Genomic DNA, 17,213 nt, shown 5'->3' with positions numbered 1-17,213 from the left:
CTGGCTGCAGCTGTGCGCCGCACGCGCTAGAGAAGGAGCTCGTCTTCTTCCGTGGCCCCCGGTGGAACGAACCACCGTGAGGGCAACTGGGTCTGCAACGCGACTCCGAAGAGGTACGAGACGCCGAGGAGCGCTGCCCCTACCAACAAGGTCGTCAGGATGGCGCCAAATGCGTGCTGGTCGGAGAATGCTGGTCCGTCGCCGCTGCCGTCTACGAGGCCGGCGAACTCCATCACCAGAATCACTACGAGCCCAATGGCGAAGTGGAGAACCGGAATCACCTGCAGAACTGCAGTGACAACCGAACCCATAAGTAGCCGGCGCGACTCCAATGGCTTGACTAGGCAAACCAACCACCCCAGCGCAAGGATCACGAGGAGCATGAGCACGATGCCGGCTCGGCTTGCTCCGAAGGCTTCCAGCCATGCAAATCGAAGCGGAACGATTAGGTTGGCCCCAAATGCCACCGGCCAAGCAAGGATTGGAACCCAGTCGATTCCGTAACGTCCGGTGCCCACCCCCGGGGCGTCGTCTCCGCCTGGCGACTGGTACGGGTTAAATGGCTCAGGCATCGGCGGCGTTCTAGGTGGCTTGCGAGGAGTTGGATCTCCTACGCTAGCGGCCGCCGGACGGTTCGACCAACCTCTGGGCCGCGTTCAGCCAATCATCGGTTTTGTTGCTGAAAGTAGCCCGCTTGTGTGATCCAATAATAGTGCCCCACGGATCGGCTGCTAGGACCAAACGGCGTCGGTCGCCGGAACGAGTATTGTCCCTGGTTGCGCGCACGAGCGGACAAAAGTCGCGTACTCTACAAGTGAACGCCGGTCGTAACTGCAACGCCGAAAAGAAGTTGCGGAATCCGAGGCATGAAATGGGACCCAACTTTTGTCCCTCTAAATGGATGGGCGAATAGGGGACAAAAGTCGCCCTGCTCGGGCCTACTTCACGCCGAGCAGCGTGAGGATCCCCTCGCCCTTGATCTGGTTGAGCAGACCAACGGTGCGGAGGGAGGTCTTCAAGATAATTTCGTTGCGGGTGAGGTTCGAGGCCTCCTCGGCGTAGTCGGCGTCGGCGATCTCGCTGAGCGACTGGGCCGTCACGACCGCCTGGTCCTCGGCGATGCGTTGGTCGACGTCCAGCGTGTACTTCTCGTACGCGCCGGCGGCGGCGCTCGCCTGGGTGATGCGGCTGAGCTCGGCGTCGATTGCCTCGGCCGCGGCGGCCGGGTCGCCGCTGACGACATTGCCCTCGCCGCCGGAGCGGAGCGCCTCGAGGGCCGCCGGGAACGAGATACCGGTTGTGTCGGCGATACGGTCGAGCCCGTCGAGGGCAGAGTCGATCTCGGTCTGGATGGCGGCCTTCTGCTCGGCGGAGGTCGAGTCGCCGGTCGCCTCGACCACCCGGCCGCGGAGGTCGTGCAGCACGCCGGTCGCCTGCTGGCGGCCGCTCTGCTGCACCGAGAGCTGCGAGCGTTCGTAGCCGATCGTGCGGCGGCGGGCGCCGATGTCGACCAGGTCGCCGCGGAGCTGCTCGGCCGCGATCAGCCCGGCCGGGTCGTCCTTGGCCGAGTTGATCCGCAGCCCGGTCGCGAGCTTGAGCGTGGTGTTGTTGAGGCCGTTGGTCGAACGGTTGAGGTTGTTCAGAGCCGTGTAGCCAACGCCGCTAGGCCTAACCGAAAGCATAAGCCCCCACTGAAAAAGATGAGAGAAGAGGTAAAGCAGCGTCTCCAATCGAAAACATAGGTCAATCTCACCCCGCTTGCAGCGCAGAACCGGATGGCGCCCACAGATCGCGGGAACCGCGTGTTGCGAAAAAACAACGCGGCGGCAGGGCTGTGGCAGGGGCGCCGCTACTTACCCATCAACCACGGCGACAAAAGCGAGCTGATCGCGATCAACGCCAGCAAACCGAACGTCAGCTTGCGGAACAGGTTCTTGTCGAGGTGACGGCCGAGGTGGATGCCGAGGTTCACGCCGAGCCAGCAGAGCGGCATCGCGACCAGCGACGCCAGGCAGGCCGGCAGCAGGCCCGCGCCGAAGTTCCAGATCAGCATCGCCGCCATCGGCGGGGCGCCGGTCGCCGACAGGTAGAACAAGAACGCCCGGCACTTGGCGGCGGACCATGTCAGGGCGTTAACGTACAGCACCATCGGGGCGCCGCCGATCGCCGCGAACCCAAGCAGGAACCCCGACAGCAGGAACGCCCCAATCGTGGCCGGCAGCGGGATGTGCTCCCGGTGCTTGATCTTCCAGACCGACAGCACCACAACGATCACCAGCAGCAGGCCGCCGATCAGCTGTTTGATAACGGCCTGGTCGAGTCGGGCCGAGTACGCGAGCGCCATCGCGCCGACCGGGATGCCGATCCACCGCAGCACCAGCGGCAGGTTGGTCTCGTGGTAGGTCAGCTCGTGCCGCAGCCGCCAGGCGCCGCGGACATTCTGCATCGCGGTGAGCAGGAAGTTGATGGCGGCCGCCTCGTGCAGGGCGACCCCCCAGACCACCAGCAGCGGCACCACGATCATGCCCGACGCAAAGCCGACCGTCCCCTGCACGACGCTGCCGAACGCGGTGACGCCGAGGATGAAGGCCCACTGCGCGAGGGTGTAGTGATCGAACAACGGCTGCAGAAACTCGGCCAAACCAGGCTATCTCTCGATCTTGATCTCGAACCGCCCGCCCGCGTCCGCGACGCCGCGGGGCATCGCCCGGGTGTTGAAGTCGAGCACGGCGTTGCCGTCGTGGTCGATGCCGATCAGCCCGCCGGTGCCCTCAGCGAGCCGTTCGAACAGGTTGATGTGCATTGCGTGAGCCATGCTATCGCCCTTGTAAGCCATCCGGGCGGAGATGTCGTACGCGATCGCGTGGCGGATGTACAGCTCGCCGACGCCTGTGCCGCTGACGGCGCAGGTGGCGTTGTCGGCGTAGGTGCCCGCGCCGACGATCGGCGAGTCGCCGATCCGCCCCTGCAGCTTGCCGGTGCGGCCGCCGGTCGACGTGCCGGCCGCCAGGTTGCCGTGCCGGTCGAGGGCGACACAGCCGACGGTCTCGACGAGTGCCTGCGGAGAAGCCTCGGGGGCAGGGGTCGGGTTCTCTTTTCTCCACGCCGCCAAGTCGTCGTCGCTGGCGGGCGTGTGGAAGTAGCTCTGCGGGACCAGCTCAACGCCCATTTGCTTGGCGAACCGCTCGGCGCCACGGCCGCCGAGCAGCACGTGGGGCGACTTCTCCATCACCAGCCGAGCGAGCGAAATCGGGTTCTTGACGTTGGTGATGTTCGTCACGCCGCCGGCCGCGCGGTCGCGGCCGTCCATGATGCTGGCGTCGAGCCAGTGCTCGCCGTCGATGTTGCAGATGGCGCCCTTGCCGGAGTTGAAGCACGGGGCGTCCTCCATCACGCGGATGGTCGCCTCGACCGCGTCGAGGCTCGCGCCGCCCCCCGCCAGCACCTGGCGGCCGGTGTCGAGCGCCCGGCGGAGGGTCGCCTCGACCTCGCCGCGGGACTCGTCGGTAAGCGACTGCCAGCCACCCGCGCCGCCGTGCAGGGCGATCACGTAGGCAGGCGGCTCGGCCGCAGCCGCAAGGCAGGAGCCCGCGCAGGCGATGGTGATAGTAAGCAGCCGCGGCAGGACGGTGGAGCAATTCATAGCGGGTTACCTTTGATTGGGAGTCAGGCGGTCGATTTCGTTGGCGACGCTGGGGAACTTCTGCTTGAGCTCTTCGACCTGCTCAGCGGTCACAACGTGGAAATCGCGGAAGTCGAACCCGGGCGCCACCGTGCAGCCGAGCAGCGCCCACTCGCCGCCGTCACGCAGGCGGCAGCCCTGCCACACGTCGCCCGGCGCGAGGGCCTGCGGCCGCTGGCCGGCCGCCAGGTCGACGCCGAGCGCAGCGTTGGCGACCCGGCCGTCCGGGTAGAGCAGCAGCATGTCGACCGGGTCGCCGGCGTAGAAGTGGAACAGCTCGTCGGTCGGCAGGATGTGCAGCGCAGAGCACTCGTCCGGCGTGATCAGGAAGTAGATGGCGGTCGACACGTTGCGGTCGCCCTCGTACACGCCGGGCAGGCCGGACTCGGGGATCTCCAGCGGTGCGCGGTAGGTCTCGCGGTAGAAGCCCCCTTCCTGCGGGAGCGGCGCGAGGCCGAGCAGCTCGATGATTTCCTGTGCGGTCATACCCTAGGAGTCCTCACAAGAATCAAAGCCGACGTAGGTCTGGGTGAAGCGCTGGCAGGCGTCGCTGCCGATGAAGTCCGCGAGGGTCCACGGCTCGTCGGAGAGCTCGTCAATCCTGCTCGCCGCCAACAGGTACGCCTGGCAGCGGCGGGTCTGCCCGTCCGCGCACGCGACAGCGATCGCCCGTCGGATGTACTGCGGCCCCTCGAACGCGTCGAGACGCCGCAGCGCGGCTTCGCCCACCCCGCAGTACACCAGCCCGGCAACCGACTCGCCGGCCTGCTCGGTCATCGCCGGGTAGTCGGCGCGGCAGACCCGGCGGGCGCGGAAACCCTCGGCCACTCCGGGCACGGTCGTGCACGGCTGCTGGGCGATGCGGCGCCAGATGGCGTCGACCTGCAGCGTTCCGTAGGTAAAGACGTCCACAGGCGCCCGGGGTAGGATAGAGAATCACGCGGCCGGCGCCATTACAGGGCGGCGGCCGCCCCCATCGTAGCGAAAAAACCGACGCATGCCCCCCACCCAAATCACCAGCCGCCACAACCCGCGTCTCAAGGAGGCCGCCGCCCTGCGCAACCGCAAGCAGCGGGACGAGCACCGCCAGACCCTGGTCTACGGCGCCCGGGAGAGCACGCGGGCCCTGGCCTGCGGGGCCGATCTGCGGACCGCGTTTGTCTGCGAGGAGCTGCTCGGCGAGGCGGGGCGGCAGGCAACCGCAGAGCTCGAGGCCCGCGGCGTGGAAGTGGTGGGGGTCTCACCCGACGCGTTCGAGAAGCTCGCCTACGGCGACCGGCTCGACGGCGTGGTGAGCATCGCCGCCACGAGTCGCCGCACGCTGGCCGACCTGCCGGACCTGCCAGAACGCCCGCTCATCGCGGTGATCGAGGGGGTCGAGAAGCCGGGCAACCTTGGCGCCCTGCTCCGCACGGCCGACGGCGCAGGCGCCGACGCGGTGGTGGTGGCCGACCCGGTGATCGACCTCTACAACCCCAACGCCATCCGCGCAAGCGTCGCGACGGTGTTCCTCGACAAGGTCGTGGTGTCGACGGCCGCCGAGTGCATCGACTGGCTGCGGCAGAGCGGGGTCGCGGTATTCGCCACCCGGCCCGACGCGACCGAGAGCTGCTGGCAGGCGGACCTGAGCGGAGCGGCGGCGATCGTCCTCGGGGCCGAGGCGACTGGCCTGACCGACGCGTGGCACACGGCCGGCGCGCGGCCGGTGTCGCTGCCGATGCTCGGCGTGGGAGACAGCCTAAACGTATCGGTGACGGCGGCCGTGCTGCTGTACGAAGCGCGTCGTCAGCGCGGGGCTTCCCGCCGCCACTGATCGACTAAGCCAGAGCTGCTACCACATCGAAGCTACTTGGAAGCGGTCCGAGCGCCGCCAAGGTGGAACTCCTCGTTGGAGACTTCCCGGCAGATCGACAGGCTGTCGAGGGCCGCGTCGATGCGGGCGCGGTCACGCTTGGAGAGCAGCGGCGCCGCCAGGTGCTCGGCCCGCAGGCTCGGGTCCTCCTCGTCGCGGCTATACAACTTGGTCTCGACCGGCATCAGCCCCCGCCGGAAGAGCGCCTCGTTGACGCGGAGACGGGGGTCGGGCGGCAGGCTGGTCTCGAGCAGCGTCTGGAGTTTGGTGAAGCTGTCGAGGAACTGCCGCACGGCAAGACGTTGCTGGTCGTCCTCCATCGGCACGGTGACCAGTCGGTAGGTGAGCTGGTCGCCGGCGAGGGTCAACTCGCCGGTTTGTTCGTCAAAGGTCTCGGCGAAGACAGGATCGCCCGCAAACCTGAGGTACGGGTCCTTGCTGCTGGCGGCCCACTTACGGAGGCTTGCCATCGCCTGATCGACGCGTCGTAGCTCGATTTCGGTGCGGACCGAGCGGTCGGAATCAACCAGCACGAACCGCGCGGGCTTGCCCGCCGCGGCCGACCGGAAGATCGTCACCACCGAGCGGTCTTCGCGGAAGTCGTAGACCGTGTCGCCCGTGAAGAGCGTAACGCTTTCGCAGACCGGCAGCTCTTCGTCGTGCGCGTAGACGCGGGTCTCGATGCGGAGGTCGCCCGCAACGGCCACCGTGCACGTCAGCGAAAATAGGGAAACTGCGAGTTTTTGCGTGAAATTCGTCATAGCACGGGGTTCCAAGGGTCCGGCGCGGATCTGGGAGGGCGAGGTATAGGCGCGATCCCCGCACCGGTAAAGATCAGTTCCCCGGCCGGCGGCCGACCGCTGCCAGCAGAATTTGTGTTCGCGGCCAGCCGTCACTATCATGATGGCACTCTTTCCAATCCACTCGGGACTGCGTCCCGCACTCCACTTCCTTCACCTCCCTTCAGGCAACATAGCGATGGCTAAGCAGAACCAAGAGAGTGAACTCAACACGCCCGCAACCCGGCGCGGCTTTCTTGCGGCCTCGGGCGCAGTGATCGCAACCGCGTCGGTCGCGAGCCGCGCGATGGCAGTCGCTCCGCACACGTTCGGCAACGACACCATCAAGGTTGGCCTGGTGGGCTGCGGCGGCCGCGGCAAGAGCGCCATCGGTCAGATCATCAATACGCCCGGCCCGGTGAAGGTGGTCGCGCTGGCCGACGCGTTTGAGTACCGCATCCAGGAAGCGATCGGCAGCGCATCGGCCGCCGCCCGTGAACGCATCGGCGACGGGCCGGGCAACGTGGCCGACATTGTCGACGTGCCGGCCGAGCGCCAGTTTGTTGGCCTCGACGCGTACAAGGGCCTGCTCGAGACCGACTGCGACCTGGTCGTGCTGGCGACCCCGCCGGGCTTCCGTCCGGTTCAGTTCGAGGCCGCCGTCAACGCCGGCAAGCACGTGTTCACCGAGAAGCCGCTGGCGACCGACGCGCACGGTGTGCGGCGGGTGCTCGCCGCGGGCGAGATCGCGAAGAAGAACAACACGGCGGTAGCCGTCGGCCTGCAGCGGCGGCATGAGCCGAAGTACATCGAGACCATTGGGCGGCTGCGAGATGGCGCCATCGGCGACATCATCCTGACCCGCGTCTACTGGAACAGCGGCCCGCTGTGGAACCGCTCCCGCTACGACCTGGCACAGCGGCTGGGCCGGCGGCCCAACGAGCTGGAGTACCAGGTCGAGAACTGGTACTACTTTAACTGGCTCTGCGGCGACCATATCGTGGAGCAGCACATCCACAACATCGACGTCAGCAACTGGCTCTTCGACGCCGTCCCCGAGTACGCCTACGGCATGGGCGGACGCGAGGTCCGCACCGGCAAGCAGTACGGCCAGATCTTCGACCACCACATGGTCGAGTTCACCATGCCCGGCGGCGCGAAGATGCTGAGCGCCTGCCGCCACCAATCGGGCTGCGTCAACAACGTGAGCGAGCACGCCCACGGGACCGAGGGGACGGCCGACATCAGCGGCGGCACGATCTACGCCCCCGACGGCAAGGTCGCCTGGAGGTACGAGGGCCGCAACCCGCAGGGCCACCAGCAGGAGCAGACCGACCTGATCGCGAACCTCCGCAAGGGCGTTATCCAGAATGAGACCGAGTACGGCGCCCACAGCACCATGTCGGCCATCCTCGGCCGGATGGTGACCTACAGCGGCAAGCAGATCCGCTGGGACGACGCGATCGCCTCGGAGCTGCGGCTGTCCGGTGACATCCACGCCTGGGACGCCCCGGCGCCTGTCACCCCCGACGAGGACGGACGCTACCCGGTGCCGGTCCCCGGCAAGACCGAGGTGGTGTAGCCCCGCCGCGGTCTCCCGGAGTCTGCTGGCCGGGCGGCATTTCGTCAGATATAGTAGTAGCGAGCCGCCCCCTCACCGGGGGGCGGCACCGCTAGGGAAGCGGGGATGTGGCGGAATTGGCAGACGCGCTGGATTTAGGTTCCAGTTCCTTCGGGAGTGCAGGTTCGACTCCTGTCATCCCTACTGCTTCCCTGAGTACGAGAGTCTCACCCACGAGCACCAGCCACTGGCGTCGCCCCCGCCCGATGAGATCCATCCGGGCGGCCTGCCTAGCGACTCCGGTGGCAACGATCACGCAATCCCCAAGAAGAGGTCTAGGTATGACGCGTCTTTCGTGCGCTTTGATCGCTGCGGCCCTGCTGTTCGGCGCCTCGGCCCGCCCCGCGGCCGCCATCAAGCAGTTCCAGGACGAGTGGATGAAGCTCTACGTCGAGGACAATTCCAACGAAGACTTCGTCAAGGCCGCCGAGGAAGCCAAGTGCTTCATCTGCCATCAGGGCAAGAAGAAGTCGAACCACAACCCGTACGGCGAGCACCTCGAGGAGCTGCTGTCGAAGAAGGACAAGAAGGACGTCGAGAAGATCGTCAAGTCGATCAAAGCCGTTGCCGAGCTCAAGTCCGACGGCGACGGGAGCCCGACCTACGCCGAGCTCATCGCCGAGGGCAAGCTGCCCGGTGGCACGCTTGAGGAAGCCAAAGAGGAGCCCAAGAAGGACTAGCCCTGGCTTCCAACGTTTGCCTGACGCAATCCGCAGGCGAGCCCACCCGGGCTCGCCTGCGTTTTTTTGTCGGCGAGCGCCGCCGGCTTCAGTTCGCCCGAGCGTGCAACGTGACCGTGTACGAGTGCGACTCGCCGGGCGCGAGGATCTTGAGGTTCGTATCAACGCCGCGTTGCTCGGACCCGAACGGGCTGGGGACGCACGTGTAGGGCTCGATGCACACCGCCTCGCGGTGCCCCGGCGTGTAGACCACATAGCAGCGGAAGTCGTCGCTGCAGGTCTGCTCCAGCGTCACGCCGCCGCCCTTCAGGCTCGTGACAACCTCGCCGCTGGACGACGGGGCGAGTCGGAACGGCTGGTCGAGCTGTTGCCCCGCCAGCGGCATCCCCGCCGCAAGTCCGTCGACTACCGGGTTCTGTTCGGAATCCCCAGTCGGGATCATGTCGTGCATGGCCCACTCCCGGTCGACGGGCGCGTGCAAGACGGTCGCCTCTGGGTCGCCGCCCGGATCGAGCGGCAGGCTGAAGTAGGCGTGCGTGGCGAGGCCGTACGGCAGGTCCGAATCGCCCGGGTTGCTGCACGTCACTTCAAGGACCAGCTGGTCCGCCTCCAATCGGTAGGCAGCCTGGATCGCGTAGTCCGAGGGCCACAGGTCCAGGGTCTCAGGAGCGTCTTGCGAGCCGACGAATTCCGCGGTGACGCTCGATTCGCTTTGGTCTACGATGCGCCACGGCTTGTTGAAGACAAACCCGTGGATCGCGTTGCCGAATGCGTCGCCGGCGGGCAGCTCGTAGTCCTTTCCGCCGAAGCTGTACCTGCCCTCTTCAATCCGTCCGGGAAACGGGAACAACAGCGGCGTCCCGCCCGACGTGGGACGGTGGTCTCCCGAGGCGAAGCCCTCGGGCGCGTACAGCAGTGGAAGCTTCGCGTCGCCGACAGCGGCGACCCAGTCGAAGCAGTTGAAGCCCTGGCTGACGAGCACCTGGGCCCGTGCGCCCGACTCCTTGTGCTCCAAGACGGCGATCTGGGCGGTCATGACTTACCTTGGCAGGAAATGTTTGGGGGATTCAATCAGGGATGACTTGGGAGCAGCTTCCTCATCCAGCCTCTACCCAAGGGGCAAGAGGCTGGATGAGGGGGGGGGTCCAGAAGAACTGCAGACGTGGCTCTTGATTCATCACTTTGCGGCTCCAGCTTATCGCGTACACGGCACTACAGCGACCGGGTCGCTGCCACCATCATCGCGGCCGCCACCGCCGCCAGGGTAGCCGAGGTCCACTTCCGCTGGCCCGCGGCGCAGACTCCCGCGAGCAGCGACACGGCGAGGGCCACGCCGCACGCGATTCCTCCCCAGAAGAACCATCCCGGCGCATCACTCCAAGAAAGCAGACGGCGAGCGTCCGACGCGGGCAGGTAGAGCACGCACCAGACTCCAGAAACGAACATCAGCAACACCCCCGCCAGCCCGAGGCCGGCGCCTACCTGGCCCCCGCTCCCGTTGCCAATTCCCGCCAGCAGGTGGACGATCAGCCCCGTGGTGACCGCGCTGAGGCCCCAGAAGTGCAGGGTCAGGCCGATCGGCAGCGGCATCCATAGGACCCGCAAGAAGACTTCTCGGGTCACGAGCAACTCGCTAGCCCGGTCTGGCTGTTCGGCCAACAGCCGCAGCACAACCATCATCGTTGGGAAGTGGTACAGGAGGTTGGTTGCCGCGACGACGCCGATCGCCCCGTGGAGCAAGCGCCGACCGCCGAGTCTGGCCCACGAGTAGTAGTAAACGATCATCAGAACCACTGAGAACGCCCATTCGCTCGCGAGCATCAGGTAGGCTCGCGGGGGCAGCCGGCCCGCGGCAGAAGCGTACTGAGGCCACTCACCCGCCAGGATGATGAGCGAGCTGAGACCGCCGGCAACGAGGCCGGCCACCAGCGCTATTGTCGAGGTCCCGGCGAGTCGCCGCCGCACCTTACTTGGGCAGGGCAGCACGGCGGCCGCCATTGGGCCACCGGCGGCGATCGCGTTGCATAGCAGGTGAGCAACTAGCAGCAGCGATTGCAGTAGCGACACCATGCGAGCCGCTCCCGGGAGTGTTGGGTTGCCCCCTTCTAACGGGGGGATACGCGTCCGGATTGTACCCCGGCGATCGTGAGGACAGGAGGCCTAGTCGGCTCTCCGCCGCTGGCCTGATCGCTGGCGAGGCAAGGCCAAGGCTGCTAAACTCGCCCAATTACGCCTCGGCGCGTCCGCCCGGGTTTGTCCTCACTCCTCGTTCGAAGAGCGCGATAGCGAGATGTCCGAAGAGACCCCGGCCGACCAGGCCGACTCCCCTGCGTCGGAAACCACCTCCCAGCAATCGGCAGACGCAACTGCGGAGACCTCGACCGACAAGCCTAGCGAGCGGATTAAGATCGGCACTCAGCGGGGCGGATCCGTTGAGGATGCGCGGCCCAAGCCCGTCATGCCGTTCAACGAGAAGCGGTCGGAACCCGCCCCCTCCAAGTACCCGCCGCCAAATGTACGGGCCCAGCTCACCCCCGAACTCGAGGCAGAGCTCGAAGCGGCCCTGGGCGGTCAGTCCCTCGACCAACTCATAGAGACCTCCACCGAGGGCATCTCCAGGGAGTTGGCGTCCGATTCTAGAGTCACCGGGCGGGTCACTCGGCAGCACGGCGACAGCGTCTTCTTCGACCTCGGAGGCCATCTGGAAGGCGTTGTCAAGCTGCAACAGTTCGAGGAGGACGCCCACCCCGAGACCGGCGCCGAGATGGAGCTGGTTGTGGTGCGGATCGTTGACGGCCTGTACGAGCTGTCCCTGCCGCACGCCGCGATCGAAGTAGGCGACTGGGACGATGTCTCCGAAGGCCAGGTGGTTGAAGTCGCGGTGACCGGCGTCAACAAGGGCGGCCTCGAGTGCCAAGTCGCTGGCATCAAAGGGTTTATGCCGATGGGGCAGATCTCGCTCTACCGCGTCGAAACGCCGGAAGACTACGTCGGCCAACGGCTGGCGTGCGTCGTGACCGAGGCCAACCGCGGCAAAGGAAATTTAGTCCTCAGCCACCGCGGCGTTATGGAGCGGGAGCGGGCCGCCAAGCGAGACAAGCTGATGGCCGAGCTTGCGCCGGGACAGGTCCGCGAGGGGGTGGTCCGCAGCCTCCGCGACTTCGGCGCGTTCGTTGACCTGGGCGGGGTTGATGGCTTGGTCCACGTAAGCAAGATGAGTTGGGAGCGGGTCAACCACCCCAGCGAAGTGCTCTCCGAAGGCCAGGCGGTCAAAGTCAAAGTCGAGAGCATCGACCAAGAAACCGGGAAAATCGGGCTTTCGTACCGCGAGTCAGCCGAGAATCCTTGGGATGGCGTCGACGCCAAGTTCCCAGTCGGCTCGAGTGTGTCCGGCAAGGTCACCAAGCTGATGGATTTCGGCGCCTTCGTGAGGCTGGAGGCAGGCGTCGAAGGCCTAATCCACATTTCGGAGCTAGCCCACGGACGGGTAATGAGGGCCTCTGACGTCGTGTCCGAGGGGCAAGACGTCGTGGTCAAGGTACTGAGCGTTGAACGCGACAAGCAGCGTATTGGCCTCTCGCTGAAGGCCCTCACGGCGGGCCCAGCCAGGGCCGACGCCCGGACGGCCGACGAGGACATGCCCCTGCCCACCGACGCCCCCAAGGCGCCGCTCAAGCGGCAAGGAAACCTCAAGGGCGGAATCGGAGCCCCAACGGGCGGTGAGCATTTTGGCCTGAAGTGGTAGCCACCGCTTTCCTACGCTTGATGGCTTGAAGTGGCTTCATGTCGGCGATCTTCGCTGCGTGCCTCCGCACCTACTCTGCTCTGGCCTACCCTAATGATAGGCCGCTGGTGAGCCGCTGCCGCAGCGGCTCACCCACAGCCGCGTACAGGCATTGCGCGTCTCCTTAGGTGCGCCCGCGCCGCGTAGTGAATGCGGCCGACCAGCGGGTATTCAACTTAGGTGCTTTGCCGCCATCAGTCTGGAGGCTCATCCCACCGCGGAGCCACCGATAGGACGCCCGTCTCGACGCCAACGCACACAGAGTCTTGTGAGCAGTTGCGACGAATCAGTTGCCCTCCCTCGAAAGCGGTTTCTGCTGACCTGGGGAATCCTCCGACAAGAGCTCACTGCTCCGCCGACTTCCTGCCCTGTTCACTCCTTCCTGCTGGGAAACAGCAGGTCAGAAAGATCAACGGGCGCAAAAAAGAGACGCCTCGCAAGCGAGGCGTCTCTATCAGTAGCAACGTGTGGCCGAAGGGCTCGACTAGCTGCGACGGCGGACGGCGCCGGCAGCAATCAGGCCGAGGCCGATCAGAGCAGCCGAGGCCGGCTCAGGAACGTCAGGATCGCCACCAGGGGTCAGGTCGCCACCCGGGATGATCACGAAGTCCTTCTTGTCGATGAAAGCAGTGGTGTTGGGGCCAGACTCGCTAGTCGTGACCAGGGTGTCGTCAATGACAACCTCACCCTTCGTGGCGTAGGAGTATCCGAGCGGACTGAGGCTGGCGCCGAGGTCGACGAACAGATCGTTGGTCCAGGGATTCGTGCCGGCGGAGGTCGGCAGAGTCCAGCTCTTGAAGACGTTTGCGACTACCTTGACGGGATTGGGCAGGACAATGCCGTCGGCCTCAAAAATCGTGACCTCGGCCAGAATGCCGGCTCCAGCGCCAGTCGCCGCGCCACCAGCACCGAACAGCGTGACGCTACCCGATTCCTTAATCGTAAACGAGCTGAGACCAGCGCCCGGTAGCGTCATGAAATCGAAGTTGAGCTGTCCGTCGGTAGTGTCAGCGCCCGGGGCGCCATCGAACGAGTTCGACGCGAAAGTTGGATCGAAATCCAAAGTGTTCGCGGTGATCTCTGGGGCGCCGTAAAGAGGCACTGCGTCGGTGCTCGAAGATTCCGTCACATCGGTGTACATCACAACACCGGGCGGGATATCGCTAAAGTCACCGTAGTTGATTGACGAAGCTGAGGCAGCCGAAGCGAGAAGTAGCTGCGCAGAGAGAGCGACGGCAAGACACCGTCCTGAGAGAAGCGAGCGAATTGAGGACGACATTAGATCTACTCCGACGTATGCAGATTCTGAAGTGGTTTACTCTTTAACCAGTGGAACTCGTTCCCACCAGCTTCGAAGATCAGTCATGTAGGTAGTGCATGCCATGCACCCCCGATAGTCTCTCGCCCGCACCGCCAGGAATCAAGTAGAGATCGCAAACTTCTGCGTTGAAACTTTGCAGGAAGTCGCGACTTCGCATTGACGGGGATGCGCACCAAAGGACTCACACAGCCCCCATATTACCGCGCCCGCCCGAAATAGCGAACACTTTTTTACAGGAATCGCATGGAATATTGCCAGATGCCGCAAAGCCCGAAGAATACGCCAGGACCAACAATTTGTCGCATCCTCCGATCGCGGCATCACTGGACGTCCAACGCCCTTCCCCTAGCCCGAGAATCGCCGTAAGATCCTGTCAAATAGCACTTTCCGACCACTTGCTCTGCTAATCAAGCACTCCGATGCTCACGATTTCTCTGCCAGATGGCAGCCAACGTCAGTTCAACCAGCCGGTCACCCTCCGCGATGTGGCTCTCGACATCGGAGAGGGGCTGGCGAAGGCAGCGATTGCCGGCGAGGTGGATGGCAAGCCGCGTGATTTGTCGTACCAGCTTCCCGGCGACGGTAATGTGCAGCTCCGCATTCTTACGAAGCGTGATCCCGAAGCGCTCGAGATCATGCGTCACTCCGCAGCTCACGTGATGGCTCAGGCGGTCATGCGGCTGCACGAAGGCGTCCAGCTAGCATTCGGCCCGGTCACCGATACCGGCTTTTACTACGACATGCAGCTGCCCAAGGCGCTCAGCGAGGACGACTTCGCCGCCATCGAAGCGGAAATGAAGAAGATCATCAAAGAGAACCTGGCGTTCGAACGCATTGAGCAGCTAAAAGCCGACTCGGTCCAGCTGTGCGAAGAGATGGGCCAAGAGTTCAAGGTCGAGCACCTGCAGACGGGCCTCGGCGAAGAAGAGTCGGTCTCCTTCTATCGTCAGGGCGAGTTCGTCGACCTGTGCCGCGGCGTTCACATCCCCAGCACTGGGCACATCGGCAAGGCATTCAAGCTGCTTAGTATCGCCGGGGCTTACTGGAAGGGAGACGCCAGTCGGCAGCAGCTGCAGCGTCTGTACGCGACCGCGTTCTTCGACAGACAGGAGCTCAAGGAGCACCTGCACCGTCTGGAGGAGGCGAAGAAGCGAGACCACCGCGTGCTCGGCAAGCAGCTCGATCTGTTCACTATCGACTCGAAGGCCGGTTCTGGCCTGATCCTGTGGTTGCCCAAGGGGGCGACGATCCGCCAGTGCCTGGAGGACTACCTCCGCGACGAGCTGCGGCGGCGTGGGTACCAGGCGGTGTACACGCCGCACATCGGCCGCGTGGAGTTGTACGAGACCTCCGGCCACTTTCCGTATTACCGCGATTCCCAGTTTCCTCCGCTGTGCGAGCACGAAGCCGGGCAGCTGGTCGACGCGTTTGTCGACCGCCTCCGCAAGAACGATCTCGAGAAATCGGACGAAGAAAAGCTCCTGCAGGCGGCAAGAGTCTTGGGCTACGAAGGTGAGTACCCGGCTCAGGGCAGCCACGAAGAGAAGGCGGCGGCGCTCGACGCCTGGGCGCACGAGCACGAGCGTTACCTGCTCAAGCCGATGAACTGCCCGCACCACATCATGATCTACAAGTCGAAGCCCCGCAGCTACCGCGACCTGCCAATCCGCCTGGCGGAGTTTGGTTCGGTGTACCGCTACGAGCAGTCTGGCGAGCTGAACGGCATGACCCGCGTGCGCGGCTTCACCCAGGACGACGCCCACATTTTCTGCACCGATGATCAGGTCGCCGACGAGGTGCGGGGCTGCCTGGAGATGACCAAAGGCGTGCTGGCGTCGCTTGGCATGACTAACTACCGAGTGCGGCTCGGGTTCCGCGACCCAGACAGCAGCAAGTACGTCGGGGACGCGGAACTGTGGGACCGTGCCGAAGCGGCCATCGAACGGGTCGCCAAGGAGATGAACCTGCCAGGCTGCGAGCCCGAGCCGGGCGAGGCGGCATTCTACGGCCCGAAGATCGACTTCGTCGTGACCGACTGCATTGGCCGCGAGTGGCAGCTCGGCACCGTCCAATTGGACTACAACCTGCCGAGTGAGGGCCGGTTCGGGTTGGAGTACATCGGGCCCGACAACAAGCCGCACCGACCGGTCATGATCCACCGGGCGCCGCTCGGCTCGATGGAGCGGTTCATCGGCGTGCTGATCGAGCACTTCTCCGGCGCGTTCCCGCTGTGGCTGTCCCCGGAACAGTGCCGGGTGCTGACTGTCAGCGAGAAGTCCGAAGAGTACGGCCGTGAGGTCGAGCAGAAGCTGCTAGCAGCCGGCCTGCGGGCGGCCGGAGACTACCGCGGGGCCAAGCTGGGGGCCAAGATCCGCGAGGCCCAGTTGGAGCTGATCCCGTACATGCTGGTGGTAGGCGAAAAAGACCGCGACAACGGCACCGTCACGGTGCGGGACCGCCAGGACGGCGACCTCGGCGCCATGCCGCTGGACGAGGCAATCGCCAAACTGCTCGACGAATCGGCTCGCAAGCTGGTCCGTGAGCGCCCGGTCGAGGCTTCATAGGCCAACTGGGGCGTCTGGACGGCCTGAGCCGGCTGGAGCGGCCCTCCTAATTACCCCAGCGGCGCGGCCGATCAGTTGACGCGCCGCCGCTTTGTGGCCAATACTTCTTGTGACGTGGCGTCTTTCAGGACTGGGCAAGCGATTCCGGCAGCGGCCGGAACCTGCCCACCGGACGCAACAGGCGCCCCGCGACGCCAACCCTTGACGATTGTCGCTGGGCCGAACGTATCCCCCAATCCATTGGAGTTAGCTTGTCTCGAAACCGTCCCGCCGAACGGACCCCCGACCGCAACCAGTTGCGTATCAACGAACAGATCCGCGTGACCCCGGTGCGGGTCATCACCTCCGAGGGCGAACAGCTCGGAGTCATCGATACAGAGGAGGCGCTTACTAAGGCCCGCGAAGCAGGGCTGGACCTGGTGGAGGTCGCGCCGACCGAGAAGCCACCCGTCTGCCGGATCATGGACTACGGCAAGTTCAAGTACCAGCAGAAGAAGCGTCAGCACAAGGGGCACGTTCACCACAGTCAAAACAAGGAAGTGCGTCTCCGCCCGAAGATCGGCGAGCACGACTTCATGACCAAGGTGAACCGCGCAAAGGGCTTCCTTGAGAAGAAGGACAAGGTCGTCTTCAGCGTTATCTTTCGTGGCCGCGAGAACGCCCACGTTGACGAAGGCTTCAAGCTGGTGGAGCGCCTGATCAAGGAACTCGAGGAAGTGTCGAAGGTCGAGCAGAACCCCTCGATGCAGGGTCGTCGGATCGTCGTGACGTTCGCCCCCAGGTAGCGTCACTCGGGGGAACGTCGAGCCTCCGCCCGGCGATTGCTACCAGGCAGGCGTGCCGGCGGCGCCAGCACGCGAGGGTCGCCTTGCCCCGTGCTGGGCGGGCGGCTACGATCCGCGCGGTGAATTAGCCGCTCGAATCCCTTGC

Annotated in this window: 16 protein-coding genes and 1 tRNA gene; 7 read left to right on the top strand and 10 right to left on the bottom strand. The window is 65.1% G+C overall.

Translation table 11 applies throughout. From position 1 onward, the window contains the following. Nucleotides 1–26: 26 nt before the first annotated feature. From Pla123a_RS18800 to Pla123a_RS18775, 6 genes are all read right to left on the bottom strand, one after another. Complete coding sequence (locus Pla123a_RS18800; protein ID WP_146589834.1) at nucleotides 27–389, bottom strand: hypothetical protein; 363 nt, start codon at nucleotides 387–389, stop codon at nucleotides 27–29. 549 nt (nucleotides 390–938) lie between these two features. Continuing rightward, nucleotides 939–1,682 (bottom strand): flagellin, encoded by a 744-nt coding sequence (locus Pla123a_RS18795; protein WP_146589832.1) that lies wholly within the window; start codon nucleotides 1,680–1,682, stop codon nucleotides 939–941. Between the two features lie 167 nt (nucleotides 1,683–1,849). Then, on the bottom strand, nucleotides 1,850–2,641 hold the full coding sequence (locus Pla123a_RS18790) for a sulfite exporter TauE/SafE family protein (protein ID WP_146589830.1): 792 nt from the start codon (nucleotides 2,639–2,641) through the stop codon (nucleotides 1,850–1,852). A gap of 6 nt (nucleotides 2,642–2,647) precedes the next feature. Further along, the gene (locus Pla123a_RS18785; RefSeq protein WP_146589828.1) at nucleotides 2,648–3,643 is read right to left on the bottom strand and encodes an isoaspartyl peptidase/L-asparaginase family protein; all 996 of its coding nucleotides are present in this window, start codon (nucleotides 3,641–3,643) and stop codon (nucleotides 2,648–2,650) included. A gap of 6 nt (nucleotides 3,644–3,649) precedes the next feature. Then, nucleotides 3,650–4,168 (bottom strand): cupin domain-containing protein, encoded by a 519-nt coding sequence (locus tag Pla123a_RS18780; protein WP_146589826.1) that lies wholly within the window; start codon nucleotides 4,166–4,168, stop codon nucleotides 3,650–3,652. 3 nt (nucleotides 4,169–4,171) lie between these two features. Beyond that, nucleotides 4,172–4,594 carry a gamma-glutamylcyclotransferase family protein gene (locus tag Pla123a_RS18775; protein WP_197528106.1) on the bottom strand — a complete coding sequence of 141 codons (423 nt, stop codon included), beginning with the start codon at nucleotides 4,592–4,594 and terminating at the stop codon, nucleotides 4,172–4,174. An 85-nt stretch (nucleotides 4,595–4,679) separates the two neighbouring features. Here Pla123a_RS18775 and Pla123a_RS18770 point away from each other — a divergent pair, with 85 nt between their 5' ends. Continuing rightward, the gene (locus Pla123a_RS18770; RefSeq protein ID WP_146589823.1) at nucleotides 4,680–5,495 is read left to right on the top strand and encodes a TrmH family RNA methyltransferase; all 816 of its coding nucleotides are present in this window, start codon (nucleotides 4,680–4,682) and stop codon (nucleotides 5,493–5,495) included. 32 nt (nucleotides 5,496–5,527) lie between these two features. Here the strand turns inward: Pla123a_RS18770 and Pla123a_RS18765 are convergent, their stop codons facing one another. Continuing rightward, the gene (locus Pla123a_RS18765; protein ID WP_146589821.1) at nucleotides 5,528–6,295 is read right to left on the bottom strand and encodes a hypothetical protein; all 768 of its coding nucleotides are present in this window, start codon (nucleotides 6,293–6,295) and stop codon (nucleotides 5,528–5,530) included. 217 nt (nucleotides 6,296–6,512) lie between these two features. Between Pla123a_RS18765 and Pla123a_RS18760 the strand changes: the two genes are divergently transcribed. The 3 genes from Pla123a_RS18760 to Pla123a_RS18750 all read left to right on the top strand — a co-directional run bounded on the left by Pla123a_RS18760 (nucleotide 6,513) and on the right by Pla123a_RS18750 (nucleotide 8,614). Beyond that, nucleotides 6,513–7,895 (top strand): Gfo/Idh/MocA family protein, encoded by a 1,383-nt coding sequence (locus Pla123a_RS18760; RefSeq protein ID WP_146589819.1) that lies wholly within the window; start codon nucleotides 6,513–6,515, stop codon nucleotides 7,893–7,895. 101 nt (nucleotides 7,896–7,996) lie between these two features. Continuing rightward, nucleotides 7,997–8,078 (top strand) — tRNA-Leu (locus tag Pla123a_RS18755). 137 nt (nucleotides 8,079–8,215) lie between these two features. Next, complete coding sequence (locus Pla123a_RS18750; RefSeq protein WP_146589817.1) at nucleotides 8,216–8,614, top strand: hypothetical protein; 399 nt, start codon at nucleotides 8,216–8,218, stop codon at nucleotides 8,612–8,614. A gap of 88 nt (nucleotides 8,615–8,702) precedes the next feature. Here the strand turns inward: Pla123a_RS18750 and Pla123a_RS18745 are convergent, their stop codons facing one another. Together Pla123a_RS18745 and Pla123a_RS18740 are read right to left on the bottom strand one after the other, a co-directional pair. Next, complete coding sequence (locus Pla123a_RS18745; protein WP_146589815.1) at nucleotides 8,703–9,650, bottom strand: aldose 1-epimerase; 948 nt, start codon at nucleotides 9,648–9,650, stop codon at nucleotides 8,703–8,705. A gap of 176 nt (nucleotides 9,651–9,826) precedes the next feature. Beyond that, complete coding sequence (locus Pla123a_RS18740) at nucleotides 9,827–10,684, bottom strand: hypothetical protein (protein WP_146589813.1); 858 nt, start codon at nucleotides 10,682–10,684, stop codon at nucleotides 9,827–9,829. 220 nt (nucleotides 10,685–10,904) lie between these two features. On the opposite strand from Pla123a_RS18740, the gene Pla123a_RS18735 reads away from it, so the two are divergent. Further along, nucleotides 10,905–12,359, top strand: a complete 1,455-nt coding sequence (locus tag Pla123a_RS18735; protein ID WP_146589811.1) for a 30S ribosomal protein S1 — start codon at nucleotides 10,905–10,907, stop codon at nucleotides 12,357–12,359. 523 nt (nucleotides 12,360–12,882) lie between these two features. On the opposite strand, the gene Pla123a_RS18730 is transcribed toward Pla123a_RS18735, so the two are convergent. Next, a complete protein-coding gene (locus tag Pla123a_RS18730) occupies nucleotides 12,883–13,539 on the bottom strand; it encodes a PEP-CTERM sorting domain-containing protein (protein WP_197528105.1) in 657 nt (218 codons plus the stop codon). Nucleotides 13,540–14,138: 599 nt separating this feature from the next. Between Pla123a_RS18730 and thrS the strand changes: the two genes are divergently transcribed. Together thrS and infC are read left to right on the top strand one after the other, a co-directional pair. Continuing rightward, nucleotides 14,139–16,283: a threonine--tRNA ligase gene (gene thrS, locus Pla123a_RS18725; protein ID WP_146589807.1), complete on the top strand. Its 2,145-nt coding sequence runs from the start codon at nucleotides 14,139–14,141 to the stop codon at nucleotides 16,281–16,283. 296 nt (nucleotides 16,284–16,579) lie between these two features. Then, a complete protein-coding gene (gene infC, locus Pla123a_RS18720; protein ID WP_231956549.1) occupies nucleotides 16,580–17,068 on the top strand; it encodes a translation initiation factor IF-3 in 489 nt (162 codons plus the stop codon). Nucleotides 17,069–17,213 lie beyond the last annotated feature (145 nt).

Origin of the sequence: Posidoniimonas polymericola, from assembly GCF_007859935.1 — a bacterium.
In the GTDB taxonomy this organism is placed as follows: domain Bacteria; phylum Planctomycetota; class Planctomycetia; order Pirellulales; family Lacipirellulaceae; genus Posidoniimonas; species Posidoniimonas polymericola.
This window is presented reverse-complemented; position numbering and strand designations above follow the sequence as displayed.